General features: G+C 37.8%; 19 protein-coding genes. 1 reads left to right on the forward strand and 18 read right to left on the reverse strand.

The features are described from left to right. Positions 1-9: 9 nt before the first annotated feature. The 9 genes from rsmB to AAIB49_RS01065 all read right to left on the reverse strand — a co-directional run bounded on the left by rsmB (position 10) and on the right by AAIB49_RS01065 (position 11,209). Positions 10-1,359 (reverse strand): 16S rRNA (cytosine(967)-C(5))-methyltransferase RsmB, encoded by a 1,350-nt coding sequence (gene rsmB, locus AAIB49_RS01025; protein WP_343456946.1) that lies wholly within the window; start codon positions 1,357-1,359, stop codon positions 10-12. A 1-nt stretch (position 1,360) separates the two neighbouring features. Beyond that, positions 1,361-2,302 carry a methionyl-tRNA formyltransferase gene (gene fmt, locus AAIB49_RS01030; protein ID WP_343456947.1) on the reverse strand — a complete coding sequence of 314 codons (942 nt, stop codon included), beginning with the start codon at positions 2,300-2,302 and terminating at the stop codon, positions 1,361-1,363. A gap of 14 nt (positions 2,303-2,316) precedes the next feature. Further along, a complete protein-coding gene (gene priA, locus AAIB49_RS01035) occupies positions 2,317-4,725 on the reverse strand; it encodes a primosomal protein N' (RefSeq protein WP_343456948.1) in 2,409 nt (802 codons plus the stop codon). After that, positions 4,722-5,933, reverse strand: a complete 1,212-nt coding sequence (gene coaBC / locus AAIB49_RS01040; RefSeq protein ID WP_343456949.1) for a bifunctional phosphopantothenoylcysteine decarboxylase/phosphopantothenate--cysteine ligase CoaBC — start codon at positions 5,931-5,933, stop codon at positions 4,722-4,724. The genes priA and coaBC overlap by 4 nt, the downstream gene beginning before the upstream one ends. 107 nt (positions 5,934-6,040) lie before the next feature. Continuing rightward, positions 6,041-6,241: a DNA-directed RNA polymerase subunit omega gene (rpoZ, locus tag AAIB49_RS01045; protein WP_186868621.1), complete on the reverse strand. Its 201-nt coding sequence runs from the start codon at positions 6,239-6,241 to the stop codon at positions 6,041-6,043. Beyond that, the gene (gmk, locus tag AAIB49_RS01050) at positions 6,238-6,858 is read right to left on the reverse strand and encodes a guanylate kinase (RefSeq protein WP_211741512.1); all 621 of its coding nucleotides are present in this window, start codon (positions 6,856-6,858) and stop codon (positions 6,238-6,240) included. The genes rpoZ and gmk overlap by 4 nt, the downstream gene beginning before the upstream one ends. Positions 6,859-6,883: 25 nt before the next feature. Next, positions 6,884-7,144 (reverse strand): extracellular matrix/biofilm regulator RemA, encoded by a 261-nt coding sequence (gene remA / locus AAIB49_RS01055; RefSeq protein ID WP_186868619.1) that lies wholly within the window; start codon positions 7,142-7,144, stop codon positions 6,884-6,886. Positions 7,145-7,217: 73 nt separating this feature from the next. After that, positions 7,218-8,105 carry a YicC/YloC family endoribonuclease gene (locus AAIB49_RS01060; protein WP_343456951.1) on the reverse strand — a complete coding sequence of 296 codons (888 nt, stop codon included), beginning with the start codon at positions 8,103-8,105 and terminating at the stop codon, positions 7,218-7,220. Between the two features lie 446 nt (positions 8,106-8,551). Further along, positions 8,552-11,209: a calcium-translocating P-type ATPase, SERCA-type gene (locus tag AAIB49_RS01065; RefSeq protein WP_343456952.1), complete on the reverse strand. Its 2,658-nt coding sequence runs from the start codon at positions 11,207-11,209 to the stop codon at positions 8,552-8,554. A 114-nt stretch (positions 11,210-11,323) separates the two neighbouring features. On the opposite strand from AAIB49_RS01065, the gene AAIB49_RS01070 reads away from it, so the two are divergent. Beyond that, entirely contained in the window at positions 11,324-13,027 is a 1,704-nt protein-coding gene (locus tag AAIB49_RS01070; RefSeq protein WP_339215395.1) for an Rqc2 family fibronectin-binding protein, read from the forward strand. A gap of 228 nt (positions 13,028-13,255) precedes the next feature. On the opposite strand, the gene AAIB49_RS01075 is transcribed toward AAIB49_RS01070, so the two are convergent. The 9 genes from AAIB49_RS01075 to AAIB49_RS01115 form a co-directional block, all read right to left on the reverse strand. Continuing rightward, on the reverse strand, positions 13,256-14,116 hold the full coding sequence (locus AAIB49_RS01075) for a LysR family transcriptional regulator (protein WP_186868615.1): 861 nt from the start codon (positions 14,114-14,116) through the stop codon (positions 13,256-13,258). 77 nt (positions 14,117-14,193) lie between these two features. Then, positions 14,194-14,814 (reverse strand): orotate phosphoribosyltransferase, encoded by a 621-nt coding sequence (gene pyrE / locus AAIB49_RS01080; RefSeq protein WP_339215397.1) that lies wholly within the window; start codon positions 14,812-14,814, stop codon positions 14,194-14,196. Further along, complete coding sequence (gene pyrF, locus AAIB49_RS01085) at positions 14,805-15,518, reverse strand: orotidine-5'-phosphate decarboxylase (protein WP_339215398.1); 714 nt, start codon at positions 15,516-15,518, stop codon at positions 14,805-14,807. Before pyrF ends, pyrE begins: the two co-directional genes overlap by 10 nt. Further along, positions 15,515-16,429 carry a dihydroorotate dehydrogenase gene (locus AAIB49_RS01090; RefSeq protein WP_186868612.1) on the reverse strand — a complete coding sequence of 305 codons (915 nt, stop codon included), beginning with the start codon at positions 16,427-16,429 and terminating at the stop codon, positions 15,515-15,517. The genes pyrF and AAIB49_RS01090 overlap by 4 nt, the downstream gene beginning before the upstream one ends. Then, positions 16,426-17,181: a dihydroorotate dehydrogenase electron transfer subunit gene (locus AAIB49_RS01095; RefSeq protein WP_343456953.1), complete on the reverse strand. Its 756-nt coding sequence runs from the start codon at positions 17,179-17,181 to the stop codon at positions 16,426-16,428. Before AAIB49_RS01095 ends, AAIB49_RS01090 begins: the two co-directional genes overlap by 4 nt. Continuing rightward, a complete protein-coding gene (gene carB, locus AAIB49_RS01100; protein WP_339215399.1) occupies positions 17,178-20,378 on the reverse strand; it encodes a carbamoyl-phosphate synthase large subunit in 3,201 nt (1,066 codons plus the stop codon). Before carB ends, AAIB49_RS01095 begins: the two co-directional genes overlap by 4 nt. Continuing rightward, positions 20,371-21,474 (reverse strand): glutamine-hydrolyzing carbamoyl-phosphate synthase small subunit, encoded by a 1,104-nt coding sequence (gene carA / locus AAIB49_RS01105; protein ID WP_186868609.1) that lies wholly within the window; start codon positions 21,472-21,474, stop codon positions 20,371-20,373. Before carA ends, carB begins: the two co-directional genes overlap by 8 nt. Continuing rightward, positions 21,461-22,753 carry a dihydroorotase gene (locus tag AAIB49_RS01110; RefSeq protein WP_343456954.1) on the reverse strand — a complete coding sequence of 431 codons (1,293 nt, stop codon included), beginning with the start codon at positions 22,751-22,753 and terminating at the stop codon, positions 21,461-21,463. Before AAIB49_RS01110 ends, carA begins: the two co-directional genes overlap by 14 nt. Beyond that, on the reverse strand, positions 22,728-23,630 hold the full coding sequence (locus tag AAIB49_RS01115) for an aspartate carbamoyltransferase catalytic subunit (protein WP_343456955.1): 903 nt from the start codon (positions 23,628-23,630) through the stop codon (positions 22,728-22,730). Before AAIB49_RS01115 ends, AAIB49_RS01110 begins: the two co-directional genes overlap by 26 nt. Positions 23,631-23,723: the final 93 nt, after the last annotated feature.

Raw genomic sequence — 23,723 nt, forward strand, 5'->3', positions numbered from 1 at the left:
AATTATTTTTTAAGATTTTTTAACCATTCTAGTTAAGAAAAAACCGTCTGTTTGATAGCTTTGTGGAAAAATCTGTAACCCATATTGTGTAATACCTGGTGAAGCGTTTAATTCAGTAGGCAAGTCCTCATAAAACCGCTCATCGATTTGGTAATTATTATTTTCTCTTAAAAAATCTTTCACTACTTCTTCATTTTCTCCAGGATCCACCGTACAAGTACTATATACTAATAGCCCGCCAGGCTTTAGCAATGGAGCAACGGTTGATAAAATATCCTTTTGAATGATAGCAAGTCTTTCAATGTCTTCTTCACTTTTATTATACTTTATATCTGGTTTGCCTCTCATAACACCTAAACCAGAGCACGGCGCATCTACTAATATACGATCGAAGGTTTCTGGTTTATATCGTTCTGCTAATTTCCGAGCATCTAGTTGTTCAGCTTTGATATTGGTCAGATTTAATACTTGTGCCTTCTCTTCTATAAGCTTTATTTTTTTCTTATGCAAGTCATGGGCATACACAACGCCATTATTCTGCATCTTTTCCGCTATATGAGTGGCCTTCCCACCAGGAGCACTACAGGCATCTAGTACGGTTTGACCTGGCATAGCCTGCATTATTTCACCAACTAGCATCGAACTTTGGTCTTGAATCGTAGCCATTCCTTCCATAAACAAGGAAGATTTTAAAACATTTCCTTTTTGTACGATAATTCCTTGTTCAGAAAACGGTGAAGTTGAAACAACATAGCCCTCATCCTCTAATTGTTTCATTGCTTCGACTCTTGAAATTTTCATTGGCTGAATCCGTATCGAAATAGGCTTATGTTGTAAATTCGCTTCACACATTTCTTTTGTCGTCTCATAGCCATAATGATCTATCCAGCGTTTGACCAACCATTCTGGATGACTTGTGGCAATACTTAAACGCTTTGTAGGATCCTCTATGGTTTCAATTTTTGGGACACCATCCCGTTGTATATTCCGAAGAACAGCATTGACTAAGGAGGCTATTCCTTTGTGGCCTCTTTGCTTGGCTATTTCAACCGCCTCATGAATAATGGCATGGTCTGGAACTTTATCTAAATACACCATTTGGTAAATAGACATCCTTAACAGCATACGAACCCATAGTGATAATTTCTTCTTTTTATCAATAAAAGAATCGATATAAAAGTCCAATGTCATTTTATATTGAATGGTTCCGTAAACAAGCTCTGTTAATAAACCCTCATCCTTTTGTGATATATGCTTAGCATTGATCTCATGACTTATTAATAGATGACTATAACCACTATCTTGTTCAATTCTCATTAATAATTCTATTGCTGTATTTCTAAGAAGATATTTTTCCATATTATTCACCCATTTTAATACCGATTTGGATTCGATCACTGGAGCCTTGTAAATAATCTTTTACAGTCATTCGTTTCTTCCCAGCTGGCTGTATTTCGGTAATTCGTATTCCTTTCTGATTTCCACACACAACAATAAAAGCTTCATCATTCTCTTTCGCCACAATCTCACCTGGCTCCCCATTCAGAACCTGCTCTACTGGTTCACCCCACCATATTTTCATGGTTTGATTAGCATAGGTCGTAAAGGCAACTGGCCATGGATGAAGACCACGTATTTGATTATAAATTTCGGTATGTGATTGATGCCAGTTAATCTTTTCTTGTTCACGTTTTATATTCGATGCAAAACTAGCCTTGGAGTCGTCTTGTTTAATTGGTTGAATTTGCCCTCTAAACAAGTTGAGCAATGTTTCCATTAATAATTGTGCACCAACGACAGAAAGCTTATCATGTAGTGAGCCTACATGGTCATCTGTTTCAATCGGAATACTTCTTTGGGTAAGGATATCGCCAGCATCTAATTTTTCAGCCATATACATAATGGTGATTCCTGTCTCCTTCTTGCCTTGCATAATAGCATAATGTATTGGTGCACCACCACGTAATTCAGGTAGTAAGGAGGCATGGACATTAATACAGCCATATTGTGGCCCTTCCAGAAGCTCATTCGGTAAAATTTGACCATATGCAGCAGTCACAATAATATCCGGATTTACTTCTAAGATTGGTTGATATTCATGGCGAATTTTCTCCGGTTGAAAAACAGGGATACCATGTGCTTCTGCTTCTACTTTTACAGGTGGAGGAGTTATAACCTTTTTTCTCCCTTTTGGTCGATCTGGTTGCGTTACGACAAGAACGACTTCATATTCCGATTGAACAAGTTCTCTTAATATAGGGACAGAAAAATCTGGTGTTCCCATAAAAACGATTCGTTTCATAACATTACCTCTTTCTACATCAGGTGATATGGTTGCATATCAATTGTAATTAATAAGTCCTCTTTGCGAGCTTCATCCGCAAATTGGTCGATTATCTTTTTTAAATACTTTCTTAAGTTAGGTTCATTTCTGTATTTTATCATGCATTGATAGCGATATCTATCTTTGATCCTAGTTATTGGTGATGCGGTCGGCCCGAGTACAACGGTTTCCTCATTTACAACTTTTAGAAGTAATTGAACAATTCGTTGTGTAATTTGTACCACCTTCACGTGATTGGGATGGGAAACAGTTACCAATGCTAGATATACATATGGAGGATAGCGAAATGTCTTTCTTATTTGCATTTCTCGTAAAAAGAATTGATTAAAATCATATTCACTTGCGAGTTGAATACTATAATGATCTGGTGTATAGGATTGTACGATTACTTGTCCAGGAAGCTCATGTCTACCAGCTCTACCACTAACCTGTGTTAATAGTTGAAATGTCTTTTCACTTGAACGAAAGTCGGGTAAATGCAGCATAGAATCTGCGGTTAACACACCTACCAACGTCACATTGGCAAAATCTAACCCTTTGGCAATCATTTGTGTGCCTAATAATATATCTGCTTCTTTATTGGCAAAGCTTTTAAGCAGTCTTTCATGCGCTCCTTTTTTTCTCGTAGTGTCCACATCCATCCGAATAACTCTAGCATGAGGCATTAACTCATGTAACGATTCCTCCACACGCTGTGTCCCGGTTCCGAAATATCGGATAGCATCACTAGTACATTCCGGGCATTGATTTGGCATTGGTTCCTCATATGAACAGTAGTGACATTTTAATTGATTTGATCGTTTATGATAGGTCAGTGCGATATCACAATGTGGACATTGCTTTACATGACCACAATCTCGGCACATCACAAAAGTAGAATACCCTCTTCGGTTCAGCAATAGAACAACTTGTTCCCCGCGATTGATTGCACTTTCCATGCTTTCTTTTAACCTAGTAGAAAACATAGTACGATTCCCATTATGCAATTCCTCTCGCATATCGACAATTTCGATATCTGGCATTTCCTGTTTGTTAGTACGTTCGCTAAGGGTAGCAAGTTGGTATACGCCCCTTTTTGCTCGGGCATAGGATTCTAATGTTGGTGTTGCACTACCTAGTACTACCGGACAATGATGATATTGTCCACGTTTTATGGCAACATCTCTTGCATGGTAGCGTGGTTGATCCTCTTGTTTATATGTCGTTTCATGCTCTTCATCGATAATAATAATTCCTAGATTTTCAAACGGTGCAAATATTGCTGACCTAGCACCTACTACGACCTTAACCTTTTTAGATTGGATTTTACGCCATTCATCATATTTTTCCCCGTTAGACAACGCACTGTGCATAACAGCGACTTTTTCCCCAAAGCGTCCTTTGAACCGACTAACCATTTGTGGGGTAAGGGAAATTTCCGGAACTAATACAATAGCTTCTTTACCCTGTTCTAAAACTTCTTGAATTGCTTGTAAGTAAATTTCTGTTTTTCCACTACCGGTCACCCCATGAACTAAAAATACATCATGTTCTTTTTGCTGTATTTTTCTATTGATAGGTTCTAGTGCTTTCTCCTGTTGTTCTGTTAACGTAAGTGGATACGTTTTTTGAAAGGAGGCCTCCTCATAAGGATTACGGTATACCTCTTTTTTATACTCTCTTAATAACTGTTTTTCGAGTAACGCCCTTATTACGGTTCGGTTTGTATTCGTTAATTTAAAGAGCTTACTTTGTTCTATTGGTTCAGGAAATTCTATAAAATACGAAAGAACTTGCTTTTGCTTTTTGGCATTATGTGATAGATCCATGAACGCCTCTTCTAATAAATAAGTCTCTTTATTCGGTTCAATATAGGTCACTTGCCTTTTCGTAACCTTTGACTTTACGACATAATTAATGGAAATCGTTGTATCCTGAATGGCTCGCTGTAATTTTGAGTATGGAATGCTAGAATGCTCAAATTCTTCAAAACCTATCACATCTCTGCCAGCAAAGAGGTCCTCCATTTCCGGAATGAGAGGTTCTTCTGTGTTTCGTATTAATTCTTTCTTATATTGTGCTTTTAAAACTTGTGGAAGCATGGCTTGATAAGCTGTAATATATAATGTTAACGTATCTTCCGCAACCCATTTTCCTAATTCTAGTAATTCTTTAGTAAGAACCGGCTGGATATCTAATACGTCAAGAATTGGTTTAAGCTTATTAAATTCGGATTCTTCCTTTATTGCTACAACAAATCCGGTTATCTTTCTAGGACCAAAAGGAACAATAACGCGCATTCCTTCTTTGATAATATCTTGAAACCGTTCAGGAACAAGGTAATCAAATGTCTGATTGATTGTTTTTGCCTGGACATCCACTATAACCTTCGCAATACTCACGCCTTCTCATCCTTCATATCACGTAATATATATTGCAATATTTGGATTGCTACTTCTTTCTTTGATGCTTTTGGAATTTTGTATTCCTCTAAGTTTTTATTTAAATACGTCACGATATTTGTATCACTACCAAACCCTGCTCCCTGTTGTGATACATTATTCAACACGATGGCATCTAAATTCTTTCGTTTCAACTTATCCTGTCCATATTCTTGTAACTTTTGTGTTTCGGCAGCAAAGCCTACCAGATATTGATTTGTCTTCATTTCTCCAAGTGCTTTTAAAATATCTTTCGTTCGCTCTAATTCTATATGTAGATTACCGTCTTGCTTTTTCATTTTTTCCTCATAAGTAACTTTGGGACGGTAATCCGCGACAGCGGCTGCTTTAATTACAATATCTTGCTCTCGAAAATTATCCATCATTGCTTGATACATATCTTCAGCAGTGGTGACATGAACCAATTTAATGGATCCTACTCCTGATTCTAATTGGATATGAACTGGTCCAGACACTAAGGTTACATCAGCTCCTAATTCATAGGCTGCTTCTGCTAATTTATACCCCATTTTCCCTGTAGATCGATTAGAAAAGAATCTAACTGGGTCTACCTTTTCCCTTGTTGGTCCAGCAGATATTAATACTTTTTTGCCAGCTAATAACCTAGTATCTTGTTGATGGGCTTTAATTACTTCAATGATTGTTTCTGGCTCCTCTAGTCTGCCTTTTCCAATCCAGCCACACGCAAGGTACCCTGCACCTGGCTCAATAAAATGATAACCATACTCTGTTAAGGTTTGCATATTTTTGATTACTGCAGGATGCTCGTACATATGGACATTCATTGCTGGTGCAATATAGACTTCCGCTTTGGTAGCAAGTATGGTAGTGGATAACATATCGTCCGCTATACCATTTGCTATCTTGCCAATTACATTTGCTGTGGCAGGTGCTAGGACGATAATATCAGCCCAATCTGCCAGTTCAATATGAGCAATTTTTTTAGGATCTTTTTCATCAAATGTATCCGTATATACTGGATTACGTGATAAAGCTTGGAACGTAAGTGGCGATACGAACTTAGTTGCCGATTCTGTCATCATCACTTTAACATTAGCACCTTGTTGTGTTAATTTACTCGTTAAGGCACATGCCTTATAAGCCGCAATCCCACCTGAGACGCCTAGCAATATATTTTTATTTCGCATAGTAACATACACCTTTCCAGTCATGAATAAATCTTCTAGTCTAGTTATACCATAATTTCGACATAAAAAATAATCCCTCGCATTTTACATGCAAGGGATTATCCGTTTTATTGTTCATCTTCTAATTTTAGTTCCTCTGCAGCAATCTCTTCTAGTGCCATACCAACAAATTTATGTGATTTTGGACTTTCAATTCGCAGGTTTTTTAATTCACGTAGCTGTCTAGCTCTTTTCGCAGATAATGTCACAAGGGAATATTTTGATTTTACCTTTTCTTGTAATTCATCAATAGACGGTTCTAACATCATGATAGTTCATCCTCCAATAACTTTTTATATTGTGCGGCAATGCGTTCTCTCTTACAATGTTCACTTTGAATAATGGATTGGATTTTATCGACTGCCTTGTCAACATCGTCATTCACCACAACATAATCATAGGCATCCATCATTTCAATTTCATTGCGCGCTTCCTTTAATCGATTAAGGATTACATCCTCTTCTTCTGTACCACGATTAGTTATTCTATTTTTTAATTCCTCTAAACTAGGAGGGAATAAGAAGATAAATACGCCTTCTGGGAAGTTCTGCTTTACTTGCATGGCACCTTGAACTTCAATTTCTAGAAACACATCATGCCCTTTATCCAATGTTTCCAATACATAGTCCTTAGGTGTACCATAATAATTATTGACAAATTTAGCATACTCTAACAGTTTTCCTTGTTCAATAAGTTTTTCAAACTCTTCATTTGTCTTATAAAAATAATCTACACCATCTACTTCACCAGGACGTTTTTCTCTAGTAGTCATAGATATCGAATAGCGTAATTCGGTTTTACGCTTAAAAACTTCTTTTCTAACAGTCCCTTTTCCTACACCAGATGGTCCTGAAAGAATAAATAAAATGCCTTTCTCTTCAATCAAGTTTTTTCCTCCTAATTACCCGTGTTTATTCATCAGCGATTTCTTCATGACTTAGTACTCGTTGGCCAACCGTTTCTGGTTGTACAGCAGAAAGCACTACATGATCACTGTCGGTAATAATAACCGCCCTTGTTCTTCTCCCATATGTAGCATCTACTAATTTATTGTTATCCCGTGCAACGGTGATAATTCTTTTTATTGGTGCTGATTCAGGTGATACAATCGATATTACTCTATTCGCTGAAACAACATTTCCAAAACCAATATTTATTAATTGTAAACCCAACTTGCCTTCCCCCTTAATCATTCTAAACTATTATATAGGCTTTTTTAGGAAAATAAAAGTGTCAGAAAAAGTTTTACTCCATGTTTTGAACTTGTTCTTTAATCTTTTCAATTTCGCTCTTTAAGCCTACGGTCCATTCTCCGATCTTGTGGTCATTTGATTTCGACCCAATCGTATTGGCCTCTCGATTCATTTCCTGTACGATGAAGTCGAGTTTTCTTCCTATTGGTTCATCGCTTTGACATAACTCTTTCATTTGGTCTAAATGACTATGTAGTCGTGTCAGCTCTTCGGTAATATCTCCCTTTTCTGCTAATAAGGCTATTTCCTGATGGATACGACCATCTTCTATTGAAATTTGGTTATTAACATATTCAGAAATACGTTTTTTTATACGTAAACGATATTCCTCGACAACCGCTTCTCTTCGTCCTTCTAACAATAGTACCATATCTCGAATAGTGGATACACGTTTCATAATATCATCGACTAAGTGCTTCCCTTCTTCTACACGCATTTCTACAACTTGCTGACAGGCCTGTTCTACATGAGTTAATAATTGTTCCTGAAGTTGACTTGGCTTTTCTTCATTTTCCTGAACTGTCATTAAGTCTGGGAGAACAGTCAACATAGAGAGGGGAATGTCACCAGGAAGCGAATAGCGATCCTTAGCGATTTGTAGTTGTTGCATATAGTGATCCATTAAATCCCAATCCGTAAGAATGGACTTATTAACAAAACCCTTTCCATCCATGTCGATATGTATTTCAATTCGGCCTCGATTAAAGTAAGAATTTATAATCCGTTTAATTTTATCTTCCAGGAATAAAAATGTTCTCGGATACTTTGGTACAATATCCAAAAATCGATGGTTTACCGATCTTATTTCTACTGTAATGGATGTATTCTCTAAATTGAATGTGCTTGTTCCATAACCAGTCATACTTTTCACCAAAAACATCACCTACTTCAATTAACTTATCATTAATTATAGCATATCTTGTTGTCATCCTACGATTATTGGACTTTGAATAGTGAATACAATTTGTGATGGAAGCAACTAATTCGAGGTTGAAATAGAACGGTAAAGTTACAGTACAAGCCAAATTATAAGCATTCTCTTTGCTCAAGAAATACAAAAAGAGGCCGGGGACAAAACGAAAACAAAGGTAATAAAAAACGAACCATCACCACATAGCCCCGGAAATATACGGAGACTCCTGTGTGAGGAAAGGCATCGGTGAGACCCTGGGGAGCTTTAGCTCTGAGGAGGCTCACCAGCCGCCCACGGAAGTAGTATATTTCCGGGGCGGATTTGATGCGCTAACTTTCATGTTCAGTTTATCCTCTGTTCGAATTCGTTTTGTCTAAAGCCTCTAAATATTAGACACTTTCCTTCTAGCTAAATTACTTCCTAGTAAAACCAAATAGGACAGTTGGTATTGCACCTAGACCTAAGATTAGCAACCAGTCACGAGATCCTAATGATACGGTATGGAATATCGGCTGTAATGGTGCCCAGTAGATAACGACTAATAATAGAAGGACTGAAGATAACACAGCTAGTACTAAATAGATATTCCCAAAAGGGTTTCGGTCAAAGACAGAAACTTCACTACGGCAGTCAAACACGTGAATTAACTGGGCCATAACTAGTGTTGTGAAAGCAACTGTTTGAGCATATACAAGGTTTTCAGGATTATTCTGGTACGTAACCATAAACGCAATTAGCGTAACGATACCAATTAAGATACCTCTTGTTATAATTTTATAACCTAAGCCCCTAGCAAAGACTCCTTCATTCGGACTTCTTGGCGTACGTTTCATCACATCATCTTCAGGCTTGTCTAAGCCAAGTGCCATCGCAGGTAATCCATCTGTTACAAGATTAACCCAAAGGATTTGTACTGGCACTAATGGTAGTGGCATACCTAATAACATAGCAAAGAGCATAACTAATATTTCTCCGACATTTGATGCCAATAAATAACGAATAAATTTTCGAATGTTCTCGTATATATTACGTCCCTCTTGAATAGCTGCTTTTATCGTAGCAAAGTTATCATCCATTAGAACGAGGGAAGAAGCTTCCTTCGTTACATCTGTACCACTAATTCCCATACTAATCCCAATATCACTAGCCTTAATGGCAGGTGCATCATTAACCCCATCCCCTGTCATCGCAACGATATGCCCTCGAGATTGAAACGCCTTTACAATTTTTAACTTATGCTCTGGGGTTACACGGGCGAATACATATACATCTTCAATTATATCTTCTAGTTCTTCCGTAGACATTTGATTTAGCTGACTGCCCTCTAATACCATTCCATCTTCCGGTAAAAGCTTAAGCTCTTTTGCAATTGCACGAGCTGTTTTTACATGATCCCCTGTAATCATAACCGTTTTAATACCAGCTTGGCGACATTCTTCTATTGCTGCTTTAACCTCTTTGCGAGGAGGATCTATCATGCCATACAAACCAATAAATGTTAAGTCTTTTTCAAGAAAAGCCGTTTCCAGTGACATTTCCTTAGATAAAGGCCTTATACTTATCGCAATGGTTCGTAATGCCTTGTTGGCCATTCCATCTATAGCACGTTCTATCTTGTCCTTATCCTGTTGCTTTAAAATTCTTCGATTGTCCTTGTCTAATACATAATTACAGCGTGGTAATAAAACATCTGGTGCACCCTTCGTAATTAGAAACCGCTGCCCATTATCATCATCAACCACTATACTCATTCGCTTGCGATCTGAATCAAAGGGGATTTCTTTCACAATATGAAAATTATCTCTACTTAAATGATTTAGACCAATTTTTCTAGCTGCAACTAATAATGCACCATCTGTTGGATCTCCATCAACCATGTATTTACCCTTTTTTACTTGTAGCTCCGCATTATTACATAACTGGCCGTATAGGAGCATCTTCTCTAAATTCGGATACTCATCCGTTAATTTCTTATTACCGAGTAAGAAGCTTCCTTCAATATCATACCCATCACCAGTAACGGTAATAGATTCGCCATTTACGTACATCTCCTTAACAGTCATTTGATTCTCTGTCATCGTTCCGGTTTTATCAGAACAAATAACCGAAGCACAGCCTAATGTTTCTACCGCGGATAATTTACGTACAATGGCTTTCTTGCGAATCATGCGTTGAACACCTAATGAAAGCGCAACGGTAACAATAGCAGGTAACCCTTCCGGAATTGCTGCAACCGCAAGCGATACCCCTGCAAGAAACATATTATAAACTGGATGACCTTGTATTACCCCAAGACCAACAACTAAGATAGTTAGTAATATAGCAACAACAATTAATATCTTTCCTAATTCTGCAAGCTTTCTCTCTAATGGGGTTGGAATTTTTTTCGTATTAGACATAAGAGAAGCAATTTGTCCCATTACCGTGTTCATACCAGTTCCTACAACTATTCCTATACCTGACCCACGGGTAACTAAGGTACCCATAAAACCCATATTTACTTGGTCTCCGGCATCAAGACCATCCCTAGTAATAGCAGTAGCATGTTTCATAACTGGTAAAGATTCTCCAGTTAATGCGGACTCCTCCGTTTCTAAGCTATTCGATTGCACGATGCGAATATCTGCCGGGATACGATCACCACTAGTCACTTTAACGACATCACCAACCACAAGCTCTCGTGATAAAACCCTTTCCCATTTTTGATCACGATAGACATGCGCTAATGGTGCAGACAATTCTTTAAGCTTTTCCAGTGACTTTTCTGCTTTTTGTTCTTGAAAAAATCCAATAACTCCATTGACTAATACAATGACCATAATCGCAATCGCATCAACAAATTCGCCTAACATACCTGCAATCAAAGTAGCAGCAAGTAAGATGAGTACCATAAAATCCTGAAATTGCTTTAAAAAAATTATCCACCTCGATTGCTTTTTGGCCGATTCCAAAACATTATAACCATACTGCTTATGCCGTTGATCCACTTGTTTTGAACTAAGCCCTCTATTGGTGGTTACTTGAAGCTTTTGTTCTACTTGTTCTACATCTAACTGATACCACTTTTTCATGACGCATTCCTCCACGCTTAACCTCTTTAGCATTTCAAAACGATAAATCTTATAGTGATATCTATGCAGACTTGTCCTATTTAATGCTATAATTTGGATTGTGAGGTGAGTCAAATGCCATTTGACGGAATAGTAACAAGAGCTGTGACAAAAGAATTGTCCGACACACTTGTCCCCGGAAAAATAACAAAAATATATCAACCTACGGATACGGAAATTATTATGACCATTCGTAGCCAAGGAAAAAATCATGTTTTATTATTATCGATTCATCCTACCTATTCACGAGTCCATCTTACAAAGGACTCTTTTCATAACCCTGCTGATGCACCAATGTTCTGTATGGTACTTAGAAAACACTTGTCTGGTGCTATCTTAGAAGCTATTGAACAGGATGGAATGGAAAGAATCGTAACATTCTCTATTAAAACGAGGAATGAAATCGGCGATATATCTTATAAAAAGCTGGTTATCGAATTAATGGGCAAACATAGTAATCTAATGCTTGTAGACAATGAAAAAGGACATATCATCGATAGCCTGAAGCATATTACAATAGCACAGAACCGACATCGAACCGTTCTACCTGGCTCTGTATATGTCCTACCACCACAGCAGGATAAGTTAAATCCATTAGAAGTAGATGGAGAGACATTTATTAGAAAACTTGACTTTAATGCTGGGAAACTAGATTCTCAAATCGTCCGATTATTTGTTGGATTTTCTCCATTTATAGCCAAGGAATTACTGAATCGTGTAAGCCTCGGTACTAATGAAAAATTCATGGAAGAATTTCTTAAACTTCAAGAGCAAATAGCTGATAACCGATATCAACCAGTGATTTACCGGGGAAGTAAAGAAGAATTCCACGTAATTGAAATGAACGATTTTCAAGGTGACAAAGAATATTTTTCAACAACGAACCAAATGCTTGATACATTTTATTCTGGAAAAGCAGAACGAGATCGAGTCAAACAACAAGCAAAAGACTTATATCGTTTCATTCAAAACGAACGGGATAAAAATGAACGGAAGCTAAAGAAACATGCTCGTACACTTAAAAAAGCAGAAAGTGCCGATAAATACCAAAAACTTGGGGAATTACTCACAGCGAATATGCATGTGGTAAAACAGGGAGATACTTCTGTAACCGTAATCGATTACTATGACCCGGAACAAGCCGAGGTTACAATTGATTTAAATCCGAACAAAACCCCAAGTGAGAATGCGCAAGGTTTCTTTAAAACCTATCAAAAATTGAAAACCTCTAAAGTGAAGGTAGAAGAGGAAATGGTCAAAACGAAGGAAGAAATCTCATACTTCGACCAGCTCTTGCAACAAATAGATGTTGCTGGAGTTGAGGATATAGAAGAAATCCGTGAAGAGCTTCGTGAAGAAGGCTATTTGAAAAAACAAAAAATCGGAAAGCGTAAGAATAAGCAATCGACACCTAAACCAGAAGAATATATCGCTTCCGATGGTACGACCATATTAGTTGGTAAAAATAATAAACAAAATGAATATTTAACAATGAAGCTTGCCCATAGGGATGAGATTTGGCTACACACGAAGGATATCCCAGGGTCCCATGTTGTGATTAGAGCAAAAGAACCAAGTGACGAAACCATAACAGAAGCAGCACAATTAGCGGCCTACTATAGCAAGTCGCAAAATTCTTCGTCTGTTCCGGTTGACTTTACAAAGGTTAGACATGTTAAAAAGCCAAACGGTTCTAAACCTGGCTTTGTTATTTATGATAATCAACGAACCATCTATGTTACACCAGATAAATCCGTAGTGGATAAATTAAAAAAATAATCTATCTTTTAGCATGTTAGCTAAAAAGAATGGATGAGAATATGTCAGAATTCTAGCAACCTGGTCGACCTGTTTCCTGATGGAGTCATTGAACCAGAAGTAGCTTCATACCGTTTCGTTCACTAAAATAACATAAAGGGAAAATGCGATGATTTATTCACATTTTCCCTTTACCTATTTATTGAAAGAACCTTCTATTAAAAATAATGATTATTCCTTAAGAAAAGCTTACAAGAATGTTTCTCTAGTTAGCATGTTAATAAATGCATTGACTTGCGGTAATTCTAGTATTCCTTCTTGATAAGACACCCAAGTATATCTCGTTACCGGCTCTCCATCCAGTTCTAACGCTACATTAGGGAACTCATCCATTAAGGAATCCGATACGCTTTTAGGAAGAACAGCCATACCAATCCCTTGTTTCATAAATTGCTTACATGTTTCTATTTGATCTACGGTCATAGTGCGTACAGGTTTAATTTGATGCTGATGATGATAAAGCCAATTATCCACTAATTCGTGCATACTATCATCACTTTTAAATGAAATCAACGGGCGTTCTTTTAAGGAATCCTTTGGAAATGGTTCTGTATCAAATATGTAAAGTGGATCATCGAACAAACGTATACTTGTGGATTCCTTCAGCTTTTCTCCACGTGTGATACATACATGATAATCCTTATGATTTCTTCGGATATCTTCACTAATCCCGGTTACGAGGTTAATGGTTACATTGGGATACAGATTGGTATATTCACCTAATATCTTTGGAAGGAACCGTTGACTGATGACAGATGAACAGGCAATGGATAAAGTACCATGTACTTCATTACTAGATTTCGACAGCCTATTCTTTAATAACTGCTCTTGTTTGATCACTTGTTTGGCATGATCTAAAATAATTTCCCCACTCGGTGTTAGCACAAGGCTTTTCGGTGTCCGAATGAAAATCATTTCCCCAAAATAATCCTCAATATACTTTAATCTCTGGGTAACAGCAGGCTGTGAGATAAGGATTGATTTTGCAGTACCCCTGATTGTTCCTATTTCATTTAGTTTTAAGAGTAATTCATAATCCTCAATTTTCATCGATAACAACCTCGAATTAGATAATTAATAGTTATGTAGTTTCATTATATAATAATTATCTAATAATGACACTGCTTTTACGATTCTAAAGCATTACGCCAATCCAACAAAATAGATTTTTCTTGATTGGTGAGTTTGCCATCTTCTACTAAAGCCTGAAGTAATGCATCATAATTTGTTAGACTTTGATAGGAGATATTCGCTTTTTCAAAATTATCATAGGATGATGATAATCCATATGAAAAAATTGACATCACTTCTAGAACTTCAGCACCAGCTTTACGAAGGGCTTCAACTGCTTCTAGAGAAGATCCACCAGTTGATATTAAATCTTCTATGACTACTACGTTCTTTCCTTGAACACTTCCCCCTTCAATTTGATTTCCTTTCCCATGGGCTTTCGGCTTAGAACGAACATAGACCATTGGAAGATTCAACCGGTCTGCTAGCCATGCAGCATGTGGGATACCAGCTGTGGCACAGCCGGCAATCACATCCAGCTTTATTGCCATTTGACTTACTCTTTCTTCAAATGCAGCTGCTATTTTTGTACGAACTTCAGGATAGGACATCGTAATCCGATTATCACAATAGATTGGTGATTGGATTCCAGAAGTCCACGTAAAATAATCAGTTGGATTAATCTGTACGGCTTTAATTTGTAACAATTCTCTAGCTAATTCACTACTTAATTGCATAACGCTTCCTCCCATTCCCTAACCGCTTGTTCATAGTTTTCTCTTGGATGATCAGACTTGGTTATACTTCTTCCTATCACTATATAATCTGCACCATGTTGACAAGCGAAACCTGGTGTTGCAATACGTTTTTGATCATCTGCTGTGGTATGACTAAGGCGTATTCCTGGTGTAACTGTAAGAAATTCTTCTCCGCAAGCTTTTTTAATGGCGCTTGCTTCATGTACGGAACATACGACACCATCAGCACCATTGGTATGCGCTAATTTTGAAAAGTGAACAGCTGCTTCTGTTACGTTATCCGTTAGCTTCAAATCCTGATGTAGCATTTGTTCGTCCATCGATGTTAAGATGGTGACCGCAATCAGCTTGGTATCATAGGTTGGATTACCATTTGTTAACCCTTCTTTAGCTCTTTGAATCATTTCACTTCCACCTAAGGCATGAATATTCACGATATCTACCTCTAATTTCGATAGGACATGCATTGCCTTCATTACGGTTGTAGGGATATCATGCAGCTTTAAATCCAAGAAGATACGATGATTATTCTTCTTTAATTTCTCAATGACTTTTAATCCTTCATTATAAAATAATTCCATCCCTACCTTCACAGGGACACCTTTTAAATCATTTCTTTCCAAGAAGGTGCTCGTCTCTTGCCAGTTCGGGAAGTCTAATGCTACATATATCGAATTTGTCATGCTATTATCCCCTTTCCAACTGCTTCTTGCACCGAAGAAAACCCATAGCTTTCTAATACAATCGGTAGACTATCAATAATTTCCGAGCAAATATATGGATTTTGAAAATTAGCTGTTCCGATAGCGACTGCACTAGCACCAGCTAATAGAAATTCAAGCACATCTTCCGCAGTTTGTATCCCGCCCATACCTATGATCGGAATATCCACCTGTTGGCTTACTTCGTAAATCATTCTTATCGCTATTGGTTTGATTGCAGGGCCTGATAATCCGCCAGTTTTATTAGCAATAAGTGGCCTTCTAGTTGGTAGATGTATTTGCATCCCTGTAATGGTATTGATCATTGATAAGCCATCTGCGCCAGCGGATTCAACAGACTTTGCCATCGCTACAATATCCGTCACATTAGGAGATAACTTCACATAGACTGGTAGATTGCTAGCTTTTTTCACAGCTTCTGTCACACGAGCGGCCATAATCGGATCGGTACCAAATTGAATTCCACCTTCTTTAACATTGGGACAAGATATATTTAATTCGAGTGCATGTACCTGATTGGTATTATTAAAAGTACTAGCTACTCTCACATACTCCTCTAATGAACTTCCTGCAATATTTGCGATAATACAAGTGTCAAATTCAGCTAAAAACGGTACCTCTGTTTCGATAATTTTAGTGACTCCTGGATTTTGCAAACCAATAGCATTTAGCATCCCACCCGTTGTTTCAGCAACCCTCGGTGTTGGATTACCAAATCGTGCATTTTCAGTTGCGGCTTTCATTGTTACCGCTCCGAGTTTACTTAAATCATAGAATTGACTAAATTCACGTCCAAATCCGAAACACCCTGATGCTGGGATAATTGGATTTTTCAATGCAAGACCTGGTAACTCTATTGCTAGATTTGTCATATTTGGACCTCCTCTGAGGCAAAAACTGGACCATCCTTACATATCTTCTTATAGCTATTGCCATCTTTTGTTGGTAAAACACAAGCAAAGCATGCTCCTATCCCACAGCCCATTCTCTCTTCTAAAGAAATATAGCCTTTCTTTCCTTCTAGCTTTGCGGTTAACGCTTTTAGCATTGGAAGCGGGCCACAGCTATAGTAGGAATCATATGTGCTAACCTTGCTTAACACATCGGTCACTACTCCTTTATGACCATAGGAACCATCATCGGTAACAATATACAATTCTCCTAGGTTTGAAAACTCCTGTTCATAGAATACTTGCTCCTTTTGCTGAAATCCTAGAATAGAAATAATCGTAGCGCCTTTTTCCTTCAATGTTTTACCTAAATAGTACAAAGGTGGTACACCAATACCTCCTCCTACTAATAAAATAGTAGAAGGTGTATCTGTATCAATTGGAAACCCATTCCCTAATGGTCCTAGTGTATCTACTAAATCCCCCGGTTCATAGGCAGCTAAGCGCTTCGTACCATCTCCATTTATTTTAAATAAAATAGTGATTGTTCCTGTATCCTGGTCACAGTTTGCAATAGAGATTGGTCTTCTCAACGTATGATTTTCAACTTGAATATGCAAGAACTGCCCAGGTATTGCATATTTACTAATAGATTCATTGTGAAAAACCATTTTTATCGTATCGAGCGCGATAACTGTTTTGGATAAGATCTGCATTTTTTCCCTTTTTATCATAAAAGAACTACCTCTTTTGTTTGAACTGGATTTGCACTAAATGTTGTTGAATCGATTACATTTAGAATGGCATTTGCTGTATCTAGATTAGTTAAACAAGGAATACCTCTTTCAACGGCTACTCTTCTAATCATAAAACCATCTGACCTTGGCTGTTTTCCAGATGTTAATGTATTCATGACAAATTGTACTTTACCTTCCTCAATAATGGATAATACATTAGGTTTATCTGCCCCTAATTTTGCCACTTCGATAACTGGAAGATTTGCGCCATTTAAGAAGGATGCTGTCCCCTCTGTTGCATATAATTGGAAGCCAAGTTGATGGAAGCGTTCTGCAATTTGTAGCATTTCAACTTTATCCTTGTCTGCTACGGTAATTAATACGGCCCCTTCACTAGGAACGGATATTCCAGCTGCAAGTAATCCTTTATATAGAGCTTTTTCCATTGTTTTATCATAACCGATAGCCTCTCCAGTCGATTTCATTTCGGGCCCTAATATAGTATCAACACTACGCAATTTTTCGAATGAAAAAACTGGTATTTTAACAGATACTAATTTGTTTTCTGGAAGGATACCGGATGTATAACCTAAATCCACTAGCTTTTCACCAAGAATACACCTGGTAGCAAGGTTTGCCATTGTTACGCCCGTTATCTTACTAAGGAATGGTATCGTCCTACTTGCTCTTGGATTTACTTCTAAAACATAAACATCTTCATCACAAATAATAAACTGGATGTTGACTAAGCCTTTCACTTGCAGCGCCTGTGATATTTTCCAGGTTGCTTCAAAGCATTTTTCCTTTACCTTTTCTGATAATCGTTGTGGAGGATATACAGCTATCGAATCTCCAGAATGAACACCGGAGCGTTCTATATGCTCCATTATTCCTGGTACGATAGTTGTCTCACCATCACTAATGGCATCTACCTCTACTTCAATTCCCGTAATATACTTATCTACTAGAATCGGATGGCGATCTGTGATATGGCCAGTTTTTTGCAAATAAGCTTCTAGTTCGTCTTGGCTATAGACAATCTCCATACGACTGCCGCCGATAACGTATGAAGGACGAACTAATACTGGATAGCCGATGGAATCTGCAACATCAATTGCTTGCTCTATTCGTTTAACTGCTTTCCCCTCTGCTCTTAACAATCCTAGCTCTTCTAATAATATTTCAAATTTATCTCTGTCTTCCGCTTTATCGATTGCCTCTAGTGCTGTACCTAAGATTGGAACACCTCTTCTAGCAAGACCTTCTGCTAAATTAATTGCCGTTTGGCCTCCGAACTGGACAATAACTCCTTCAGGTTTCTCTAGATTAATAACATGCATAACATCCTCTAAAGTAAGAGGCTCGAAGTATAATTTATCGGATATACTAAAATCGGTAGAGACTGTTTCAGGATTATTATTCATGATAATAGCTTCATAACCCATCTCTTTAATGGAAAGTACGGAATGCACGGTAGCATAATCAAATTCTACCCCTTGACCAATTCGGATTGGCCCTGATCCTAACACTAACACTTTTCGATTAGCTGTTGGTATCGACTCATTTTCTTCCTCATAGGAACTATAAAAATAAGGTGTTTTAGAATCAAATTCTGCAGCACACGTATCCACCATTTTAAATACAGGGACAATATTTTCTTGGATACGAAACTGATAAAGCTCATCAACAGTACTATTCCAAAGTCTAGCAATTTGATTATCGGAAAATCCTTTTTGTTTTGCTTGATAAAGTATTTCTTTAGAAAATACATTACTACTAATAACGGCTTCAAAGTTTACTAATTCTTGTAGCTTAGTTAAGAAAAATGGGTCAATCTTCGTCAAGTTAAATACTGTATCGAGTGATACTCCTCTACGGAATGCTTCCGCAATAACAAATATTCTTTCATCATCTGCTACTTTTAGTCGATATAAAATATCATCCTCATCCAGAAAGGCTAAACTAGTTAACCCTAACTCTTCTGTCCCAATATCCATGGAACGAATTCCTTTTAACAGTGATTCTTCGAAGTTCCTTCCGATAGCCATAATTTCTCCAGTTGCCTTCATCTGCGTACCTAATTTACGATCTCCTGTAACAAACTTATCAAATGGGAATCGAGGTAATTTCGTCACGACATAGTCTAATGCAGGTTCAAATAATGCATAAGTTGTTCCCGTGATAGGATTCATTATTTCATCTAGTGTCAGTCCAACCGCAATTTTAGCTGCCATTTTCGCTATCGGATAACCTGTTGCTTTCGATGCTAGTGCAGACGAACGGCTCACCCGTGGATTAACTTCAATGACATAATAAGCAAAACTAGTTGGATCTAAGGCTAGCTGAACATTACATCCTCCTTCAATTTCGAGTGCACGGATAATCTTAAGGGAAGCATTTCGTAGTAACTGATATTCCCTGTCACTTAATGTTTGCGAAGGAGCAACGACAATAGAATCACCTGTATGAATACCAACTGGGTCAATATTTTCCATATTACATACGACAATCGCTTGGTCATTTTTATCTCGCATTACCTCATACTCAATCTCTTTAAAGCCCGCGATATTTCTTTCGATTAAGCACTGATTCACTGGTGATAACGCTAGTCCATTACGGGTAATTTCTCGCAAATCATCCTCGTCATAGCACATCCCTCCACCAGTACCACCTAATGTATATGCTGGTCGAACAATTAATGGAAAACCAATTGTCTCCGCAAATTCAACGGCCTCCTCTACTGTATTAACAATACGACTTTCTGGTACAGGCTCATTGATTTCTTGCATCAAGTCACGGAACTTTTCACGATCTTCTGCTTTTTGGATTGCATCTAACGATGTACCTAATAGGGCAACATTATATTGCTTAAGGATTCCAGTTTTATCTAAAGCTACTGCTAAGTTTAAGCCTGTTTGCCCACCTAGTGTCGGTAATAATGCATCCGGTTGCTCCTTACGAATAATTTTAGTTAAAAATTCAACCGTTAATGGCTCCATATATACTCGGTCTGCTACCGTTTGATCTGTCATAATGGTAGCTGGATTAGAGTTTGCTAATATAACTGTGTAGCCCTCTTCTCTAAGCGCTTGACAGGCTTGAGTCCCCGAATAATCAAATTCTGCTGCTTGACCAATTACGATTGGGCCTGATCCAATAACAAGTATTTTCTGAATGTCTGTTCGTTTAGGCATAGACTTTCTCCTCCTGCTGTTTCGTTATCGTTTGATCAATTAAGCGTAAAAAATCATCAAATAAATAGTTGGAATCTTCCGGTCCAGGTGAACTTTCTGGATGGTACTGCACGGAAAATGCTGGGAATACTTTATGCCTGATTCCTTCAACAGAATGATCATTTAATGCTATTTGTGTTAGTTCTAAATCCGTATTAGCTAATGAAGCTGTATTTACCGCATAACCATGATTTTGCGAGGTAAGAAATGTTTTTCCATGAATTATATCCTTTACTGGATGATTTCCACCACGGTGACCAAACTTCATTTTTTCTGTTTTTGCACCACAAGCAAGTGCTAATAATTGATGGCCTAAACATATTCCAAATATCGGGATTGCACCAATAACACGTTGAATTGTTTCAATAGCTTCCGGTACATCCTGTGGATCACCAGGACCATTTGTAAGCATAATTCCATCTGGTTTTAACCGTAAAATATTATCAGCTGAATAGTTATAAGGAACGACGGTTACATGACAATCACGTTTCGTTAATTCTCGTAAGATACCATGCTTCATTCCAAAATCAAGTAATACAATCCGACGACCTCTTCCGGGAACAATATATGGTTTAGAAGTAGAGGTTTGTTTCACTTGATCATGTCTTACCGGGATTTGCTGTAACCTTCTAATAATCTCATCATCTGGTACTTCTTCATTAGCAATGTAACCTCGCATTGTTCCAGCCCTCCGAATACATTTTGTTAACTTTCGAGTATCAATTCCTGCTAATCCTGGAATATTATGTGCTTTTAGAAAGCTATCGATTGTTTCATCACACCGAAAATTAGAAGGATACTCACTGTATTCTTTAACGATTAAACCATTTATAAAAGGGGCAACTGTTTCAAAGTCATCTCTGTTTATCCCATAGTTCCCAATAAGCGGATAGGTTAAGGTGACAATTTGCTCACAGTATGATGGATCAGAAATAATCTCCTGATACCCTGTCATACTTGTATTAAATACTACTTCTCCACTTATCTCACGATCACTACCAAAACCTGCCCCAATAAATACTGTTCCATTTTCTAGTACTAGTTTACGCTTTAACATAGCTTTCCTCCTCATAGACGATGTTCCCTTCATAGATCGTAACAACTGGTATACCCGTTACGTTCCAATTATGAAATGGTGTATTTTTCCCTTTTGAATAGAAGGTATGTTTATCAATCCTTGTCTCCCTAGATAATTCAATTAATGTTACATCTGCTATATCATTTTCTCTTAATCTTCCATAAGGTAAATGGAACACCTGTGCAGGTTTTATCGTTAACCAGTCTATAAGTTGATTTAAGGTTATTTTTCCTCGTTTAACTAGATTCGTATAGAGGAGTGGAAAGGCTGTTTCTAACCCTACAATTCCAAATGGTGCATGAAGCATTCCTTGGGCTTTTTCATCTGCACTATGTGGCGCATGATCTGTCGCAATAAAGTCAATCGTTCCATCTAATAGACCTTCCAGCAATGCTTCTTGATCTGCTTTACTTCTTAATGGTGGATTCATTTTCCAATTACCATCATCTTGGGTAATGGAGTCTTCATTTAAAATTAAGTGATGTGGTGTCACTTCTGCTGTGACATGAATTCCTGCTTTTTTTGCATCTCGGATCACACGAACAGATTCCTTCGTGCTCACATGGCAAACATGATAATGACAACCTGTAGCTTCTGCTAACAGGACATCCCGAGCGATCTGGACGGACTCACTTATTGAAGGAATACCTGGTAAATCAAGACGCTCACTTACATCGCCATGATGAACGACACCACCATACACGATAGAGTTATCTTCACAATGGGCAACAATTGCTTTCCCTGCTGCTTTTGCTCTTTTCATTGCCGAGTACATCGCGTGAGCTGTTTGGATGCCTACACCATCATCAGTAAATGCAAATACATTATGTTTGGCTAACTCCTCTAAATCAGTTAGCTCCTCTCCTTTTAACCCTTTCGTAATCGGTGCATAAGGTATGACCCTAATGAGAGCATCTTGATCTATTTTCTCTAGTAAACTAGTAATGGATGCTACATCGTCCGGTACTGGATTCGTATTTGGCATGGCGCATACCGTTGTAAAACCACCTCTGGCAGCAGCCTTTGTCCCTGTTTTAATCGTTTCCTTATGTTCTCCTCCTGGTTCTCGTAAATGAATGTGTACGTCGATAAATCCAGGTGTTACAAGCTTACCCTCACAGTTAATCAAACGATCTACATCTTCTTTTTCAATCGATTCACCAATTTGCTTTATTTTACCTTCCTCAATTAGAACATCACAGCTTTCTAGTACTCCATTCTCCATCAATCGTTTAGCATTCTTTAGCAAGATTCTCATTTATAATCCCCCATTTTTGTAATACATGTGTTAAAATTGCCATTCTCATAAAGACCCCATTATTCATTTGCTTAAATATTCTAGAGCGGCTACATTCCACAAGGTCACTATCCATCTCTACGCCTCGGTTAACAGGAGCAGGATGAAGAATAATTGCTTTACTTAACATCCTTTGCTCCCGTTCTTTTGTTAATCCAAATTGTTCTAAATACTGTTTAGTATCATGCTTTTCAACATGTCTTTCATGTTGAATCCTTAACATCATCACAACATCACAAAATTCAACTGCTTCATCTATTGTGATATATGGGAAAGGTAGTGATTCATCTTCGTAGCCTGGTGCAGCACTTAAATAGACATTGGCACCTAATCGTTGAAGTGTATGCGCGTTTGAGTTTGCTACCCTGCTATGTTTAATATCGCCTACTATCACGATGTTCAGATTTTCGAACGTATTAAATTCTTGGTAGATTGTCAGAAGGTCAAGCATTCCTTGGGTAGGATGCTCACGTGTTCCAGCTCCGGCATTTATGATCGGGATGGTAATGTGTTCTAATTCTTCTATCCATTGATCTGCTTCATGTCTAATAACTAGTGCATTTGCTCCAATCGATTCAAAAGTCTTCACGGTATCATAAAGTGTTTCCCCTTTTGCTAAGCTAGAGGCTTCTGCATGAAAGTCTAACACTTCTAAACCGAGCCTTCTTTCTGCTACAGTAAAGCTCATTTTTGTTCTAGTGCTTGGCTCGAAAAATAAATTCGCTACAAAAAGTTGCTTGGAAATTTGCATTTTTTTCATTTGATACATTTGTGCATCCTCTAGTAACTGAAAAATCTCTTGCTTACTTAACTGGTCGATGGATATAAAGTGCTCCACTTACAGCCCTCCCATTCGTCTAAGGATTTTACCTAATAAAAAAACCTCTTTGCATTTTGGTCGCAAAGAGGTAGACGTGCAGAATTCTATCGC

The sequence above is a fragment of the Ornithinibacillus proteolyticus genome, assembly GCF_039581225.1.
GTDB lineage: Bacteria > Bacillota > Bacilli > Bacillales > Amphibacillaceae > Ornithinibacillus > Ornithinibacillus massiliensis.